The following is a 13,902-nucleotide window of genomic DNA, read 5'->3' as shown; positions in this document are numbered from 1 at the left end:
GGGCGAAGAAGGGCCCGAACGAGTGATGCGGACGTTCTCAGAGTGGTTGGAAAAGTCCAGAAAAAGGATTCCCCGATGGGCGAGCGAGACCGCGCCGGGCCTCGGCAGTCCGTTGCCCCCGCCGACCAGAGACTGCATCGTCGCCGAGTGGTGGGGCGCGCAGTAGGGCGGCCGGGCGACCAGGGGTTCCCCCGGCGGCAGGATGCCCGCCACCGAGTGGACCGCGGTCACCTCCAGGGCTTCCCGCCTGGTCAGCGGGGGCAGGATCGCCGGCAGCCGTTCGGCCAGCATGGTCTTGCCCGCGCCCGGCGGCCCCGAGAGGAGCAGATGGTGGCCTCCGGCCGCGGCGACCTCCAGGGCCTTGCGGGCCAGCGGCTGTCCCGCAACGTCCGCCAGATCCGGCGCACTTCCCTCGCCGTGCCCCGCGCCGTGGGCGATCCCGGTGCCGACGCCCTCGCCGGGCACCATCAGCCCGGCCAGCATGGTGTCGGGCCGCCCTTCCTCGCGCGGTTCCCGCTCGTCGGGGACGGGCTCCTCGCAGAGCACCGCGATCAACTGCCGCAGGCTCCGTACGCCGAGGACGGAGATCCCGGGGACCAGCGCGGCTTCCCCCGCCGTCTGCTCGGGCACGACGACCTGCCGGTATCCGGCCTCCGCGGCGGCGAGCACGGCCGGAAGCACCCCGCGCACCGGCCTGACCCGGCCGTCGAGCCCCAGCTCACCGATCATCACCACATCGGCGATGGACTCGGGGTCGATCCGCTCCGCCGCCCCCAGCACCGCGCAGGCCACGGCGAGGTCGAAGCCCGAGCCGCTCTTGGGCACGGAGGCGGGCGACAGGCCCACCGTGAGCTTCTTCTGCGGCCACTCGGCCCCCGAGTTCACCACCGCGGCCCTGACCCGGTCCCGGCTCTCCACCAGGCTCTTGTCCGGCAGTCCCACCAGGGTGAACGCCGCCACCCCGGCCTCCAGGTCCGCCTGGACCTCCACCACCACACCCTCGACACCGACGAGCGCCACCGAGCAGGCCCGTGCGAACCCCATCTCAGGCCACCCCCCGCGCATGCTCCGCGACGGGCGCCCCGCGCCTGGGCAGCACCACACCGACCAGATCGATCCGGACCCCGCCGGGCGGCGGCCCGCCGTGCCGGTCCAGCCAGATGCCGGCCAGCCTCCGCAGCCGTTCCGCCTTCACCGGTGTGACGGCCGCCATCGGATGTTCGAACGCGCCCGTCCTGCGGGTCTTCACCTCGCAGAGCACGAGCGCGTCGCCGTCCATCGCGACGATGTCGATCTCGCCGACGCGACAGCGCCAGTTCCGTTCCAGTACGGACATACCGGCCGCGGTCAGCAGCCGCGCCGCCAGATCCTCGCCGTACCGCCCGAGTGCCCCCCGTGCGTTCATTTCGGCACCACCTCCGGGACCGACTCTGACGCCTTCGGTCCCGGCTTGTGGATCTTGGTGGACAACTCCGGGATTGTGGAAAACCCGGCCACCCGGAAGAGGGAATCAGTCCCCCTTCACCATGGGCTCAGCCACCCGGAAGTTCGAGATCGCTCTTGTTGAGCTCCTCGATGTTGACGTCCTTGAACGTCAGCACCCGTACCTGCTTGACGAACCGCGCGGGCCGGTACATGTCCCAGACCCAGGCGTCCGCCATGGACACCTCGAAGAACACCTCGCCCTGGACCGAGTGCACCTGCATCTCGTAATCGTTGGTGAGATAGAAGCGGCGCTCGGTCTCGATCACGTATTTGAACAGACCGACGACGTCGCGGTACTCCCGGTAGAGCTTCAGCTCCATCTCGGTCTCGTACTTCTCGAGGTCCTCGGCGCTCATTGGCATGTTCCCCTTCAGCCGTGCGTCCCCCCATTGTGCGCCAGGCCCCCGGGCGCTTAGGCGTTTTCGGGGTCGAGAACCAGTGGCGTACGTGGAGGACCCTCGTCGAGCAGCGTGCGCAGCAGCCCGGCGAGTCTGGTCGGGTACACCGTCTCACGCGCCGCCGACAGTTCCGCGGAGGTCCACCATCTCAGCCCCGCGACACTGCGCCGCTCCAGCCCGGTCTGCCCGCTGGTGTCGGTTTCGGTCCGTACCGTACGCGCCAGGAAGTACCACTCGTCCTGCTCCCAGCGGCGGCCGTCGAACGGGAACGAGCACATCCGCCGCCAGAGCACCGGGCCGAGATCGACCTCGGTGATCCCGGTCTCCTCGGCGAGTTCGCGCAGCGCGGCCTGCTCCCGGGTCTCGTCGCCCTCCAGGCCGCCGCCGGGGGTGAACCACCAGCTGCGCCGCGGGTCCCCCGGCTCGAAGCCGTGCAGCAGGAGGATCCGGTCGTCCGGGTCCAGGAGCACCACCCGGGCGACCTTGCGCCGTTCAGTGCGCACCGGCGGGCTGCCTCTCCCGACCCTTGCGCGCCGAGCGCGTGAGCAGCGTCTCGACCGGCCCGTACGCCGCGCCGCCCAGAATCAGCACCATGCCCACGATCACGGCCCGGAGCTGCAGCTGGATCGGCCCGGGCGAGGAGATACCGCCGGGGAGGCCGGCGAAGGCCCGCGGGCGTTCCACCATGCCGTTCATCGGCCAGGCGATGGCGTCCACCCTGGCCTGTACCGCGTCACGGGGGACCGAGCCCTTTCCCGCGTCCTCCAGATGGACCCGGGAGTCGAGCGACGAGGTGCGGTCGTCGCCCAGCAGGAAGAGCTGCCCCTCGGGCACCTCGGCCGTGAAGTCCTCGGTCGAGGCCCGGTCCTTGTTCCGCAGATACGGTTCGTCCAGGGGCTTGCCATTGACCCTGAGCCGGCCGTCGGCGCCGCAGCAGGTGATCTTGTCGCCGCCGATCCCGACGACCCGCTTCAGCATCGGCATGTCGCCCCACGCCGGATCGGCGAAGACCACCACGTCGCCGCGGCGCACCTCGCCGCCGTCGATCCGCTCCGCGAGCACCCGGTCGCCCGAGTGCACCGTGGGGGTCATCGACTGTGTCGGCACCGTGTACGGCTTGTACACCACGGCTCCCCAGGCGAACCCGCCCAGGAAGAGCACACAGCCGACAGCCACCGCCAGCCCCGACAGCACGCTGCCGAGCCGGCTCCGGCCGTCGCCCGTACGTCCACTGCCGCTCATCCCAGCCTCCCCACCTCGGAGATCGGCGATCGCTGATCCGAGTCGGCACCCTACCCGGCGGTACGCCCGCCGGTCAGCCTCCTGCGGCGCCACAGCACCAGGGGCAGCGCCCCGGCCAGACCGAGCGCGCCGGGAGCGGCGGCCGCCGCGGCGTTCAGGCCCGGCTGGTCGAAGGTGTCCGGGACGGGCAGCGTCGACCAGCGGTTGATCGGCCAGGCCACGACGACGGCCCGTCCCACGACCTCGTCGACGGGTACGAAGCCCTTGGTCCCGTCGTCGATGTGATAGCGCGAGTCCCAGGAGTTCTGCCGGTGGTCGCCCATCACCCAGATCTTGCCGTCGGGCACCTTGAAGGGCCCGAAGGGCTTGTCGTCGCAGGCCGAGTTGCCCGGGAAGATGTACGGCTCGTCGAGCGCCTTCCCGTTGACCTTGACGGGACCGCCCTTCGCGCACTGCACGGTGTCGCCGCCGACCGCGATGACCCGCTTGATCAGGTCCTTCTCCTTGGACGAGGGCATCAGGCCGATGAAGCTCAGTACGTCCTGCACCACGTTCGACTCGGGGGTCGGCTCGCCCGCCAGCCAGTTCTCCGGGTCGTGGAAGACGACGACCTCGCCGCGCTCGGGCTCCGAGCCGAACCACGGCGTCAGCTTGTCCACCAGCACCCGGTCACCCCGCTGAAGGGTGTCCTGCATCGAATCCGAGGGAATCGAGAACGCCTGCACCAGAAACGTCTTGATCAACAGCGCGAGGACCAGCGCGACGACGATGAGCAGCGGCAACTCCTTCCAGAAGGGCCGCTGCGGCTTCGTCGGCGTGACGTCCGTGTCCCCTTCCCCGGCACCGTCCCCGTTGGCGGTCTGCTCCGCCGCGGGCGTCTCCGGGGCCGCCGGTCGCTCCGGCGGGCCGGGTACGGCGTCGGCGGGCGGGCCGGGCCTCTCCGCGGGCTCTCCATGTCCAGATCGTGCACCGGCAGCCACGTCACTCACATCCAGTCCTCACTCTGCGCCCCGCCTGCTCCGGGGCCCTGTCCGTTCAGGCCCACTGCCCCGAACAACGAACGGGAGTTCCGCAGTGCCGCTGCGTCCCCGGCCGCCTTGTCGTGGGCGGGTTCCCGAACTCTTCGGGCCCCACCACCGACAACCGCCCTCCGGTTGCTCGGCGTACTCGCCGAACAACCGGAGGGCGGTTCATCCGTATCACCCGGTGCCCTGTTGCGGAGCACCGGTGTCCTTCATATCGCGGACTCGGGCCGCGGCACAGCCCCGTCGGGTCCGAGAGCGCGGACCGGTGGGACGGACCACGGCACGGTAGGACGGATCACGGCGTGCCGGCGGTCGTCCTCGCACGCCCGGCGGTGGTGGTGATACGCCTGCGACGCCACAGCACGAGCGGCAGGGCACCGGCGAGCCCCAGCGCGGCCGGGGCCGCACCCATCGCGGCGTTGAGGCCCGGCTGGTCGAACGTCTTCGGGACGGGCAGGGTGGCCCAGCGGCTGATCGGCCATGCGACGACGAAGGCCCGGCCGACCACCTCGTCGTTGGAGACCGTGCCGCCGCCCGGAAGTTCCTGGTGGTAGCGGGAGTCGCGGGAGTCCTGGCGGTGGTCGCCCATCACCCAGATCCGGCCCTCGGGCACCTTGATCGGGCCGAACGGCTGGTCGTTGCAGGGGGTGTTCCCGGGGAAGATGAACGACTTCTCGTCCAGGGCCTTGCCATTGACCACGACGGGGCCGTTCTCCTTGCACTCCACCGTGTCGCCGCCGACCGCGATGACCCGCTTGATCAGGTCCTTCTCCTCGGCGGACGGCATCAGGCCGATGAAGCTGAGGACCTTCTGGATCGCGTTCGGATGAACCTCGGGGGTGTCGTCGAGCCAGCCGCCCGGGTCGTGGAAGACGACGACCTCGCCGCGCTCGGGCTCCGAGCCGAACCACGGCGTCAGCTTGTCCACCAGCACCCGGTCACCCCGCTGAAGGGTGTCCTGCATCGAATCCGAGGGAATCGAGAACGCCTGCACCAGAAACGTCTTGATCAACAGCGCGAGCACGAGCGCGATGACGATGAGCAGCGGCAGCTCCTTCCAGAAGGAGCGCGGCTTCTTCGCCGCCCTGCCACCGCCGTCCGGAGTCTCGCCGTCAATCCCCGCGTGATCCGCCGCCCCGGCGGACCCGGCGTTGCCCGAACGGCCCGGCCGGTCCTCGGGTTCTTCGTGTCCGGATCGTGCGCCGACGGCCAAATCCCCCACATCCACTCCTTACTCCGTGCCACCGCCTGCGCCCTAGCCGGTGCAGGCCCACCACTCCCATAACGAGCGGGAGTTCCGCAGGGGTCGGGAGAGGAGCCAATCCGTTGAGATCGTGGGACGACACACTATGCGACGGGCCGGGTACGGCAGCGGCCTCGGCGTTCGTGTCCGGGACCTGCGCGAAGGTCGCCGGTTCGTCCAGTTTTCGCCAGTTGCCGATCGGCCAGGCGATCACCACGGCGCGCCCCACGACCTGCTCCTCGGAGACCGTGCCGTGTCCCGGATCGTCCAGGTGGTAACGGGAGTCGGCCGAATCCGAGCGGTGGTCGCCCATCACGAAGATCCGGCCCTGCGGAACCTTTACCTCGAATTTGATGAGGGAGGGCGGGTTCCCCGGGTAGAGGTAGGGCTCGTCGAGCGGTACGCCGTTGACGGTGACCCGGCCGTTCTTGTCGCAGCACCTCACCGTGTCGCCGCCGACCCCGACGACCCGCTTGATCAGGTCCTGTTCGTCGTCCGAGGGCAGCAGTCCGATGAAGGTCAGGGCCTGCTCGGCCTGCTTCACGACGACCGGCGATTCCTTCTTGGCGCCGTTCTCCTGCTTCAGCCAGCCGCCCGGGTCGCGGAAGACGACGACGTCCCCGCGCTCGGGCCTGGAGCCGAACCAGGGTGTCAGCTTGTCCACCAGTACCCGGTCGCCGATCCGGATGGTCTGTTCCATCGATCCCGAGGGGATCACGAAGGCCTGCACCAGAAAGGTCTTGAGCACGAGCGCGATCAGCAGCGCCACCAGGACGAGCAGCGGGATCTCCCGCGCGGCGGAGCCCCTGCGCCGCCATTTGACCCGGCGTGCCAGCTTCCGCCGTTCCACCCGGGTGCGCGGCGTACGCGCGGCCGGGAGCCCGTCGTCCCGCCCGCCGCGGCCGCGGTTACCCACGGCCCCCGCCCGGCAGCGAGCCCAGCCGGCTGGGCGGCCAGCCGATCCAGTCCACCCTGCCGATCACCATGTCGACCGGGACCATGCCGCCGCCGGGCTCCCCGAGGTGGTCGCGCGAGTCCCGGGAATTGCTGCGATGGTCGCCCATCATCCACAGCGTGCCGTCGGGCACGACGATGTCGAAACGGGACCGGGAGGGCGCGTCCCCCGGGTACAGGTAGCCCTCGGTGACCGGGTGGCCGTTCACCTCGATCCGGCCCTTCCTGTCGCAGCAGACCACCCGGTCGCCGCCCACGCCCACCACCCGTTTCACGTAGTCGGTCTCGTCGGGCTCGGCCAGCCCCAGGGAGGCGGCCGCCGAGTGCATCGCCGCGGCGACGGGGTTCTCCTCCGCGGGCTCCTGCACGAACGATCCGGTGCCGTCGAAGACCACCACGTCACCGCGGTGCGGCCCGGAGCCGGAACGGTACGCCAGCTTGTTCACCAGCACCCGGTCCCCCACCTTCAGCGTCGGCTCCATCGAGCCGCTGGGGATCAGATAGGGCTGCACCACGTAGTTGCTCAGGAGCAGCACGAAGACCGCGCAGACGGCTCCGAGGAGGGCGGTGCGCCGCCAGGTCCAGTTCGTCGGACCGTCGGGCCGGTCCGGAATACGCAAGAAGCGCGACCTCTCCCCCGGCACCTTTGCGGGTGCGGAGGAGGGGTCGCGCTCCGAGAGCTCAGCTTCCGTGTCCATCGGGGCCAGAGCCTATCCGGCCGTCCTGTGGACCTGGGAGGCAGCTCAGTTGTCGCGCTTCTCCTTGATCTTCGCGGCCTTGCCGCGCAGCTCACGGAGGTAGTACAGCTTGGCGCGGCGGACGTCACCGCGGGTGACCAGCTCGATCTTCTCGAAGATCGGGCTGTGCACCGGGAAGGTGCGCTCGACGCCGACGCTGAAGGAGACCTTGCGGACCGTGAAGGTCTCGCTGACGCCCGCGCCCTGGCGGCGGATGACTACGCCCTTGAACTGCTGGATACGGGAGCGGTTGCCCTCGATCACGCGGACGTGGACGTTGACGGTGTCACCGGGGCGGAACGACGGGATGTCGGTACGCAGCGACGCGGCGTTGACGTCGTCGAGCAGGGAAGCCATGTTGTCTGCTTTCTTCGCCGATGCCACAGGTCATCGACGGGAACTAGGTGAGGAACGGAGATGCTGATCGCGTCGGACGGGCGTCGGGACCGTCCCCGCTCGCGTGGGGGCGGCCGGGTTCCCCCTGTGGCAGGGGCGCACGCCGGACGTACAGCAGCGGCCTATTCTTCCACGGCCTCGGGCCTGCGCCAAAATCGGCCACCGGGCTCGGGGGACCAGCCGAGGATGGAGAGCATCTCGCGGTCCTTCTTGTCGAAGGCCGCGGCGTCGCAGCGCTCGATGAGGTCGGGCCGGTTGAGGGCGGTGCGGCGGAAGGCCTCGTCGCGTCGCCAGCGGGCGATCTTCCCGTGGTGGCCGCTGAGCAGTACTTCGGGGATGGACCGGCCGCGCCACTCGGGCGGCTTGGTGTAGACGGGGCCCTCCAGCAGGTTGGCCATCGCGCCGGGGGCGAAGGAGTCGTCCCGGTGCGATTCGGCGTTGCCGAGCACGCCGGGCAGCAGCCGGGCCACCGCCTCGGTGATGACCAGGACCGCGGCCTCCCCTCCGGCCAGCACGTAGTCGCCGATGGACACCTCGACGACCGGCATCCGGGTGGCGTACTCCTCCGTCACCCGGCGGTCGATGCCCTCGTAGCGGGCCGGGGTGAAGATCAGCCACGGGCGCGCGGAGAGCTCGACGGCGAGCTCCTGGGTGAAGGGGCGGCCGCTGGGCGTGGGCACCACCAGGACCGGGGAGTGCGCCCCGGCCTCGTACCCGCCGGCCAGCACGTCGTCCAGGGCCTCGCCCCAGGGCTCGGTCTTCATGACCATGCCGGGGCCGCCACCGTAGGGGGTGTCGTCGACCGTGTTGTGCCGGTCGTACGTCCAGTCGCGCAGGTCGTGCACCTGGACGTCGAGGCGGCCGCTGGTTCGGGCCTTGCCGACCAGCGAGACGTTCAGCGGGTCCAGGTACTCCGGGAAGATCGTGACGACGTCGAGACGCATCAGCGGTCCTCCCCCAAGCTCGACTCTTCCGAGGAAGCCGCGTCGTCGTCCGCCTCGTCCCGCGCGGAAGCGATCACGGCCTGGTCGGCGTCGATCAGGCCCGGCGGCGGGTCGATCACCGCGCGCTGCTCGTCCAGGTCGATCTCGGTGACGATCTCCTCGACGAACGGGATCATCACCTCGCTGCCGTCCGGCCGCTCGACGATGAAGAGGTCCTGCGACGGCAGGTGCGTGATCTCGGTGATCCGGCCGATCTCGGTGCCGTCGGCGAGGACCACGTCGAGGTCCATGAGCTGATGGTCGTAGAACTCCTCGGGATCCTCGGGGAGCTCCGCCGGGTCGACCTCGGCGATCAGGAGCGTGTTGCGCAGGGCCTCGGCGGCCGTGCGGTCGCGCACGCCCTCGAAGCGCAGCAGCAGCCGTCCACTGTGCACCCGGCCGGTCTCGATCGTCAGCGGTCCGGTGCCCGCCGGTTCGGTGGCGAGCACGGCCCCGGGCGCGAGCCGCAGCTCCGGCTCGTCCGTGCGGACCTCGACGGTGACCTCGCCCTTGATGCCGTGGGCACGGCCGATCCGCGCGACTACCAACTGCACCTTGTGTCTCTCCTGTCGTACGACGACGGGCCGGGGCGGGCCCAAGGCCCTCCCCGGCCCGTGCCGGTGTTCAACTCTGTCAGCGAACCTGGTCCACATCGACGAGGTCGACGCGGATGCCACGGCCGCCGATGGCGCCCACGACGGTACGCAGCGCGCGAGCGGTGCGGCCGTTACGGCCGATCACCTTGCCGAGGTCGTCGGGGTGGACCCGGACCTCCAGCACGCGACCACGGCGCAGGTTGCGCGAGGCGACCTGCACATCGTCGGGGTTGTCGACAATGCCCTTCACGAGGTGCTCGAGAGCCTCCTCGAGCATGCTCAGGCCTCGGTCGACTCGGCTGCGTCGGCAGCCTCGTCAGCCTTCTTGTCGGACTTCTTCGCCTTCTGCGTGATGGCCTCGCCCTTGGCCTCCTCGCCGTCGCCCAGGCTCTCGAAGAGGGCCCGCTTGTCGGCCTTCGGCTCGGGCTGGAGCAGCGGCGCGGGAGCCGGGAGACCCTTGTGGGCCTGCCAGTCACCGGTGAGCTTCAGGATCGCGAGAACCGGCTCGGTCGGCTGGGCGCCGACGGACAGCCAGTACTGCGCACGCTCCGAGTTGACCTCGATGCGCGAGGGGTTCTGCACCGGGTGGTACAGACCGATCTCCTCGATGGCCCGGCCGTCACGGCGGGTACGGGAGTCGGCGACGACGATGCGGTAGTGAGGCGAACGGATCTTGCCCAGACGCTTCAGCTTGATCTTGACTGCCACGGGAGTGGTGTCTCCTGGTCTATGACGTGGTTGGGCACAACGAAGATGCCACGTGGGGTTTGCGGTACTCGGGTGCCCGATGGACGCGTCAGCCGGAGGAGAGAGGGGTCCTATGCGACTGTCGAGTACAGCTAGACATTGTGCCACACCGCATCGGGTCACCCCACCGCGACCGCGGCTTCCGGGATTCGGAACGGCTTTCCGCAGCCTCCGCAGACGATCGGCGCCTGCGCCAGGACCGACGGGACGACCCGCACATTGCGACCGCAGTCGCACACGGCCTTGACCCGGACGCCTCCGCCGGACGAGCCGTGCCGGGCGGCCGGCCCGCGGAAGGAGCGCTTGGTGTCGGCGGCGGTGGCGACCGTGTGCGCCTTAAGGGCGCGCTGGAGCCGCTCGATCGTCGGGCGGTACCGGCGCTTGGCCTCGGGGTTCAGGGTGACCAGCGAGAAGCCGCTGCTGGGGTGGGGCTCCTCGGCGTGGTCGAGGCCCAGCTCCCCGGCGATCGCGAGGAATCTGCGGTTGTGGTAGCGGCCTGCGCGCGAGGTGTCACGGACGCCTCGCGCGGCGGCGATGCCGTGGACTGCCTCGTGCAGCAGTCGTTCGAAGGAGAGCTCGGCGCCACAGGCGGACGAGGATTCTCCGATCAGGGACTCGGGCGCGGCCAGATCCGGCAGCTCGGGGTGGTACCGCTGAATGTCGGCCCACGCCTGTGCCAGCTCTGCGGCAAGTACAGGTGGTGTCGTGCTCACGTCGTGACCAACGAGCACGAGTGCCCCGGTGTTCCGATTCCGGGCCATCCCAAATAATTTGCACGTACCAGTCAGTTGCCCTGTGATGCGTCCCGACGAGGGCGGGTGCGCAGAACTGCGGAGAAGCCTCACAGCTCGCATCAAGGTGGTACGTAGCGGCGCGTACGCCGGACACGCGGGCGACGACTGTACGCCGGGGCCGGGCGGCCCGTCGTAGCGGGCCCGGCAGCGGTGGGCGCGTGCCACCGACGGCGACAATACCGGGCGCGCGGTATGGACCCGAAACCGGCCCGCGCCGCCGCCGAGGCCGGGGAGCGCCCGACGTGCCCGGCCCGGCGTGTCGGGTCAGACTGGGGCGAGGCACGGGGTGCGACGCCCCGGGCGGGGCGGGACGGGCACAGACGCGCTCGGGGAGCACGTACTCGGGGAGTACCGATCGGACACGGCCGGAACTCGGCGGATTGGGGCGCTTTCCATGACACGTACGCTCGTCCGGCACCACAGCCGCACGGAGACACCCGCACGACGGCCCGGACCCGGCGGCCGCGCCCGTGACCTGGACCGGCGTCATGTCCGGCCCCCGGACCGGCAGCAGGAGCGGGAACAAGGTCTCGACGGGGACCGGGACGGGGTCCGGGAGCGGATGCTCACGCCGCTGTACGAAGCGGTGTACGAGCGGCTCGACGTGGGGGCCGGCACCCGGCTGCTCTCCCTCGGCCGCGCGGCGGGCCCGGCGCTGACACTGGCCGCCGAGCGCGGAGCGCGGGTCACCGGCGTGGACGGCGACCCGCAGCGGCTGGCGCTCGCGCGGCCGCCCGACGGGGGGCCGTACGACCTGATCACCGCCTTCGCCCCGGTCGGCGGTGCGGCCGAGGACGGTGCGGAGCTGGTGGCCGCGGTGCGGTCGGCGGTGCGGCTGGCCGCGCGGGGCGGCACGGTGGTGCTCACCGGCTGGGGTCCGCCGGAGCGGTGTGCGGCGGCGCCCGTGCTGCGCGTGGCGGGGCGGCTCTCCGGCCGGGACGACCTGGAGGAGCTGGCCGTGCGGGCGGGGCTGAACCCGAACGGTTCGGGCCGGGTGGCCTGCCCGTTCGCGTACCCGGACCTGGGGAGCGCGGTGCGGGCGCTGACCTGCACCGGACTCCTCGACGCGGCGGTACGGGCGACGGGCCGGGCCCGGGTGGAGCGGGAGGCCGCGCGGGCGCTGCGGCCGCACCGGCGCCGGGACGGCACGGTGTGGATGCCGAACGTCTTCCGCTACCTGGTGTGCGCCGTCTGAGCGCCCGCGCCCGTACGCGCCGTGCGGGCGCCCGCTACTTGGCCAGCCGGGTGATCCCGGCCGCCCGGTACGCGGCGTCCTCGTCCAGCGTCTCGTGCTCCAGCAGCGCGGCGGACAGCGCGTCCAGCCGGTCCCGGTTCTCCCGCAGCAGCCGGCAGGCCACCTCGTAGCACTCGTCGACGATCCGCCGCATCTCACCGTCCACCACGTCCAGGGTGGCGGGGGCCGCCGACAGGCCGTACGCCTGCTGCGCGTCGCCCGGGATCGCCGTCAGCCTGCCCACCTTCTGGCTCATGCCCCAGCGGCCGACCATGCCCCGGGCCAGGTTGGTGACCTGCTCCAGGTCGCTCTCCGCGCCGGTGGTGATCACGCCGAAGACCACCTGTTCGGCCGCCATGCCACCGAGCGCCCCGACGATGCGGCCGCGCAGGTACTCCTCGGTGTACGCGTACTTGTCGGCGTCCGGGGTGGAGAGCGTGACGCCCAGCGCCCGGCCGCGCGGCACGATGGTGACCTTGCGGACCGGGTCGGCGCCCGGCTGGACCATGCCGAGCAGCGCGTGGCCGCTCTCGTGGTACGCGGTCCGGCGGCGCTCCTCGTCGGACATGACCAGGGAGCGTTCGGCGCCGAGCTGGACCTTCTCCAGGGCGTCGGAGAAGTCGGGCTGGGTGACCTCGGACTGCCGGCGCTTGACCGCCAGCAGTGCGGCCTCGTTGGCCAGGTTGGCCAGATCCGCGCCGGTCATCCCGGGGGTCGTCCCGGCCACCTGGGCCAGGTCGACGTCGCGGGCCAGCGGGATCTGCCGGGTGTGGATCTCCAGGATCGCCTCCCGGCCGTTCCGGTCCGGCGGGCTGACCTGGACGATCCGGTCGAAGCGGCCGGGCCGGGTGAGCGCCGGGTCGAGCACGTCGGCGCGATTGGTGGCGGCGAGCACGACGACGCCCTCCGAGCCGGAGAAGCCGTCCATCTCGGTGAGGATCTGGTTGAGCGTCTGCTCGCGTTCGTCGTGGCCGCCCACGCCGGAGCCGCCGCCGCGGGCCCGGCCGATGGTGTCGATCTCGTCGATGAAGACGATGGCGGGAGCGACCTTGCGCGCCTCCGCGAAGAGTTCCCGTACCCGGCTGGCGCCGACGCCGACGATCATCTCGATGAACTCGGAGGCCGACGCCGAGAAGAACGGCACCCCCGCCTCGCCCGCGACGGCCCGCGCCAGCAGGGTCTTTCCGGTGCCCGGCGGCCCCGCGAGCAGCACCCCGCCGGGCATCCGGGCGCCCATCCTGCGGTACTCCTGCGGGTTCTTCAGGAAGTCGACGACGTCGTTGAGTTCGCCCTCGACCTCGTCGATCCCGGCCACGTCCGCGAAGGTGGTGCGCCTGGCGCCCTCCAGCTCGACGGGCTTGGGCGGGGCCTTGCGGCCGAGGCCCCCCATCCCGCCGCCCATGCCTCGGGCCATCCGCCGGGCGATGAACACCCAGAGCAGGATGAGCAGCAGCATGGGCGCGAGCGAGATGAGCAGGTTGGCGAGGAAACTGCGCTGCTGGACGACGGGTTCGGCGGTGACCGTGACGTTGTCCTTGACCAGTTCGGCCCAGAGGTTGTCGTCCGCGAAGGCGGGCCGCTGGGTGACGAAGTTGGTGTACTTCTTGTCGCTCCCCGGGACCTTCGCCTCCTTCTTGAGCTGCCCCTCGATGGCGTCGCCCTTGGAGTAGATCTTCTCGACGTTGCCCGCGGTGACCTGCTTGCTGAACTCGGTGTACGCGATCGTCCGCTCCTCCTTCCCGTTGAAGAAGGAGAGCACCAGATTGGCGACCAGGTAGACGGCGAGCGCGGTCAGCAGCAGCCCGCTCCAGCCGCCCGGCATCTTCCGGCCGGGCGGCTGGGGCGGCGGGGCGCCCTCGGAGCGCCAGGGCTGGTCGGTCCGGTCGCGGGGAGGTACGGGACTGGTCACTCGTGCTCCTCTGCCGGCAGCCCTTTGATGCGACATTAGGTGAGGAATACGGGCAGAGCCCTCCCAGGACCGGTCCGCTGGGCTCTTGGAGGGACGGAGGGCTCCGAACGGGGACGGCGACGCGGGCCCTACAAGCCGAGGGGGCGCCCGCCGCACTGG

At 71.1% G+C, this 13,902-nt stretch carries 16 protein-coding genes and 1 pseudogene; 1 reads left to right on the top strand and 16 read right to left on the bottom strand.

What is annotated here, in order from left to right:
• Positions 1–54: 54 nt before the first annotated feature.
• The 15 genes and pseudogenes from ACFCV8_RS17565 to ACFCV8_RS17495 form a co-directional block, all read right to left on the bottom strand.
• Positions 55–1,044 (bottom strand): annotated as a pseudogene (locus ACFCV8_RS17565) (YifB family Mg chelatase-like AAA ATPase); the annotation flags it as partial.
• Between the two features lies 1 nt (position 1,045).
• On the bottom strand, positions 1,046–1,405 hold the full coding sequence (locus tag ACFCV8_RS17560; RefSeq protein WP_376686236.1) for a YraN family protein: 360 nt from the start codon (positions 1,403–1,405) through the stop codon (positions 1,046–1,048).
• 127 nt (positions 1,406–1,532) lie between these two features.
• Positions 1,533–1,841 carry a DUF2469 domain-containing protein gene (locus ACFCV8_RS17555; RefSeq protein WP_003965949.1) on the bottom strand — a complete coding sequence of 103 codons (309 nt, stop codon included), beginning with the start codon at positions 1,839–1,841 and terminating at the stop codon, positions 1,533–1,535.
• A 56-nt stretch (positions 1,842–1,897) separates the two neighbouring features.
• The gene (locus ACFCV8_RS17550; RefSeq protein ID WP_376686235.1) at positions 1,898–2,386 is read right to left on the bottom strand and encodes an NUDIX hydrolase; all 489 of its coding nucleotides are present in this window, start codon (positions 2,384–2,386) and stop codon (positions 1,898–1,900) included.
• On the bottom strand, positions 2,376–3,125 hold the full coding sequence (gene lepB / locus ACFCV8_RS17545) for a signal peptidase I (RefSeq protein ID WP_376686234.1): 750 nt from the start codon (positions 3,123–3,125) through the stop codon (positions 2,376–2,378). The genes ACFCV8_RS17550 and lepB (ACFCV8_RS17545) overlap by 11 nt, the downstream gene beginning before the upstream one ends.
• 50 nt (positions 3,126–3,175) lie before the next feature.
• Complete coding sequence (gene lepB, locus ACFCV8_RS17540) at positions 3,176–4,105, bottom strand: signal peptidase I (protein ID WP_376686257.1); 930 nt, start codon at positions 4,103–4,105, stop codon at positions 3,176–3,178.
• Between the two features lie 340 nt (positions 4,106–4,445).
• The gene (gene lepB, locus ACFCV8_RS17535; RefSeq protein ID WP_376686256.1) at positions 4,446–5,363 is read right to left on the bottom strand and encodes a signal peptidase I; all 918 of its coding nucleotides are present in this window, start codon (positions 5,361–5,363) and stop codon (positions 4,446–4,448) included.
• A complete protein-coding gene (lepB, locus tag ACFCV8_RS17530; RefSeq protein WP_376686233.1) occupies positions 5,263–6,309 on the bottom strand; it encodes a signal peptidase I in 1,047 nt (348 codons plus the stop codon). Before lepB (ACFCV8_RS17530) ends, lepB (ACFCV8_RS17535) begins: the two co-directional genes overlap by 101 nt.
• On the bottom strand, positions 6,302–7,045 hold the full coding sequence (gene lepB / locus ACFCV8_RS17525) for a signal peptidase I (protein ID WP_376686232.1): 744 nt from the start codon (positions 7,043–7,045) through the stop codon (positions 6,302–6,304). The genes lepB (ACFCV8_RS17530) and lepB (ACFCV8_RS17525) overlap by 8 nt, the downstream gene beginning before the upstream one ends.
• Before the next feature lie 45 nt (positions 7,046–7,090).
• Positions 7,091–7,441, bottom strand: coding sequence for a 50S ribosomal protein L19 (gene rplS, locus ACFCV8_RS17520; protein ID WP_376686231.1), 351 nt, complete (start codon positions 7,439–7,441; stop codon positions 7,091–7,093).
• A gap of 161 nt (positions 7,442–7,602) precedes the next feature.
• The gene (gene trmD, locus ACFCV8_RS17515; RefSeq protein ID WP_376686230.1) at positions 7,603–8,424 is read right to left on the bottom strand and encodes a tRNA (guanosine(37)-N1)-methyltransferase TrmD; all 822 of its coding nucleotides are present in this window, start codon (positions 8,422–8,424) and stop codon (positions 7,603–7,605) included.
• Positions 8,424–9,017: a ribosome maturation factor RimM gene (gene rimM / locus ACFCV8_RS17510; protein ID WP_376686229.1), complete on the bottom strand. Its 594-nt coding sequence runs from the start codon at positions 9,015–9,017 to the stop codon at positions 8,424–8,426. The genes trmD and rimM overlap by 1 nt, the downstream gene beginning before the upstream one ends.
• Positions 9,018–9,096: 79 nt before the next feature.
• The gene (locus ACFCV8_RS17505; protein WP_005311361.1) at positions 9,097–9,336 is read right to left on the bottom strand and encodes an RNA-binding protein; all 240 of its coding nucleotides are present in this window, start codon (positions 9,334–9,336) and stop codon (positions 9,097–9,099) included.
• A 2-nt stretch (positions 9,337–9,338) separates the two neighbouring features.
• Positions 9,339–9,767: a 30S ribosomal protein S16 gene (gene rpsP / locus ACFCV8_RS17500; protein ID WP_352276318.1), complete on the bottom strand. Its 429-nt coding sequence runs from the start codon at positions 9,765–9,767 to the stop codon at positions 9,339–9,341.
• 158 nt (positions 9,768–9,925) lie between these two features.
• Positions 9,926–10,519, bottom strand: a complete 594-nt coding sequence (locus ACFCV8_RS17495) for a hypothetical protein (protein ID WP_376686228.1) — start codon at positions 10,517–10,519, stop codon at positions 9,926–9,928.
• Positions 10,520–10,994: 475 nt separating this feature from the next.
• On the opposite strand from ACFCV8_RS17495, the gene ACFCV8_RS17490 reads away from it, so the two are divergent.
• Positions 10,995–11,795 carry a class I SAM-dependent methyltransferase gene (locus ACFCV8_RS17490; protein ID WP_376686227.1) on the top strand — a complete coding sequence of 267 codons (801 nt, stop codon included), beginning with the start codon at positions 10,995–10,997 and terminating at the stop codon, positions 11,793–11,795.
• 34 nt (positions 11,796–11,829) lie between these two features.
• Here ACFCV8_RS17490 and ftsH read toward each other — a convergent pair whose 3' ends face one another.
• A complete protein-coding gene (gene ftsH, locus ACFCV8_RS17485) occupies positions 11,830–13,743 on the bottom strand; it encodes an ATP-dependent zinc metalloprotease FtsH (protein WP_376686226.1) in 1,914 nt (637 codons plus the stop codon).
• Positions 13,744–13,902 lie beyond the last annotated feature (159 nt).

Source organism: Streptomyces sp. NPDC056347, assembly GCF_042262625.1.
GTDB lineage: Bacteria > Actinomycetota > Actinomycetes > Streptomycetales > Streptomycetaceae > Streptomyces.
The sequence above is the reverse complement of the archived record's forward strand: the minus strand, read 5'-3'. Positions and strand labels throughout refer to the sequence as shown.

Bases quoted from the DNA above. Each gene is read 5' to 3' on its own strand.
- ACFCV8_RS17560 (WP_376686236.1), bottom strand. From the start codon at position 1,405: ATGAACGCACGGGGGGCACTCGGGCGGTACGGCGAGGATCTGGCGGCG.
- ACFCV8_RS17555 (WP_003965949.1), bottom strand. From the start codon at position 1,841: ATGAGCGCCGAGGACCTCGAGAAGTACGAGACCGAGATGGAGCTGAAG.
- lepB (WP_376686234.1), bottom strand. From the start codon at position 3,125: ATGAGCGGCAGTGGACGTACGGGCGACGGCCGGAGCCGGCTCGGCAGC.
- lepB (WP_376686232.1), bottom strand. From the start codon at position 7,045: ATGGACACGGAAGCTGAGCTCTCGGAGCGCGACCCCTCCTCCGCACCC.
- rplS (WP_376686231.1), bottom strand. From the start codon at position 7,441: ATGGCTTCCCTGCTCGACGACGTCAACGCCGCGTCGCTGCGTACCGAC.
- trmD (WP_376686230.1), bottom strand. From the start codon at position 8,424: ATGCGTCTCGACGTCGTCACGATCTTCCCGGAGTACCTGGACCCGCTG.
- ACFCV8_RS17505 (WP_005311361.1), bottom strand. From the start codon at position 9,336: ATGCTCGAGGAGGCTCTCGAGCACCTCGTGAAGGGCATTGTCGACAAC.
- ACFCV8_RS17490 (WP_376686227.1), top strand. From the start codon at position 10,995: ATGACACGTACGCTCGTCCGGCACCACAGCCGCACGGAGACACCCGCA.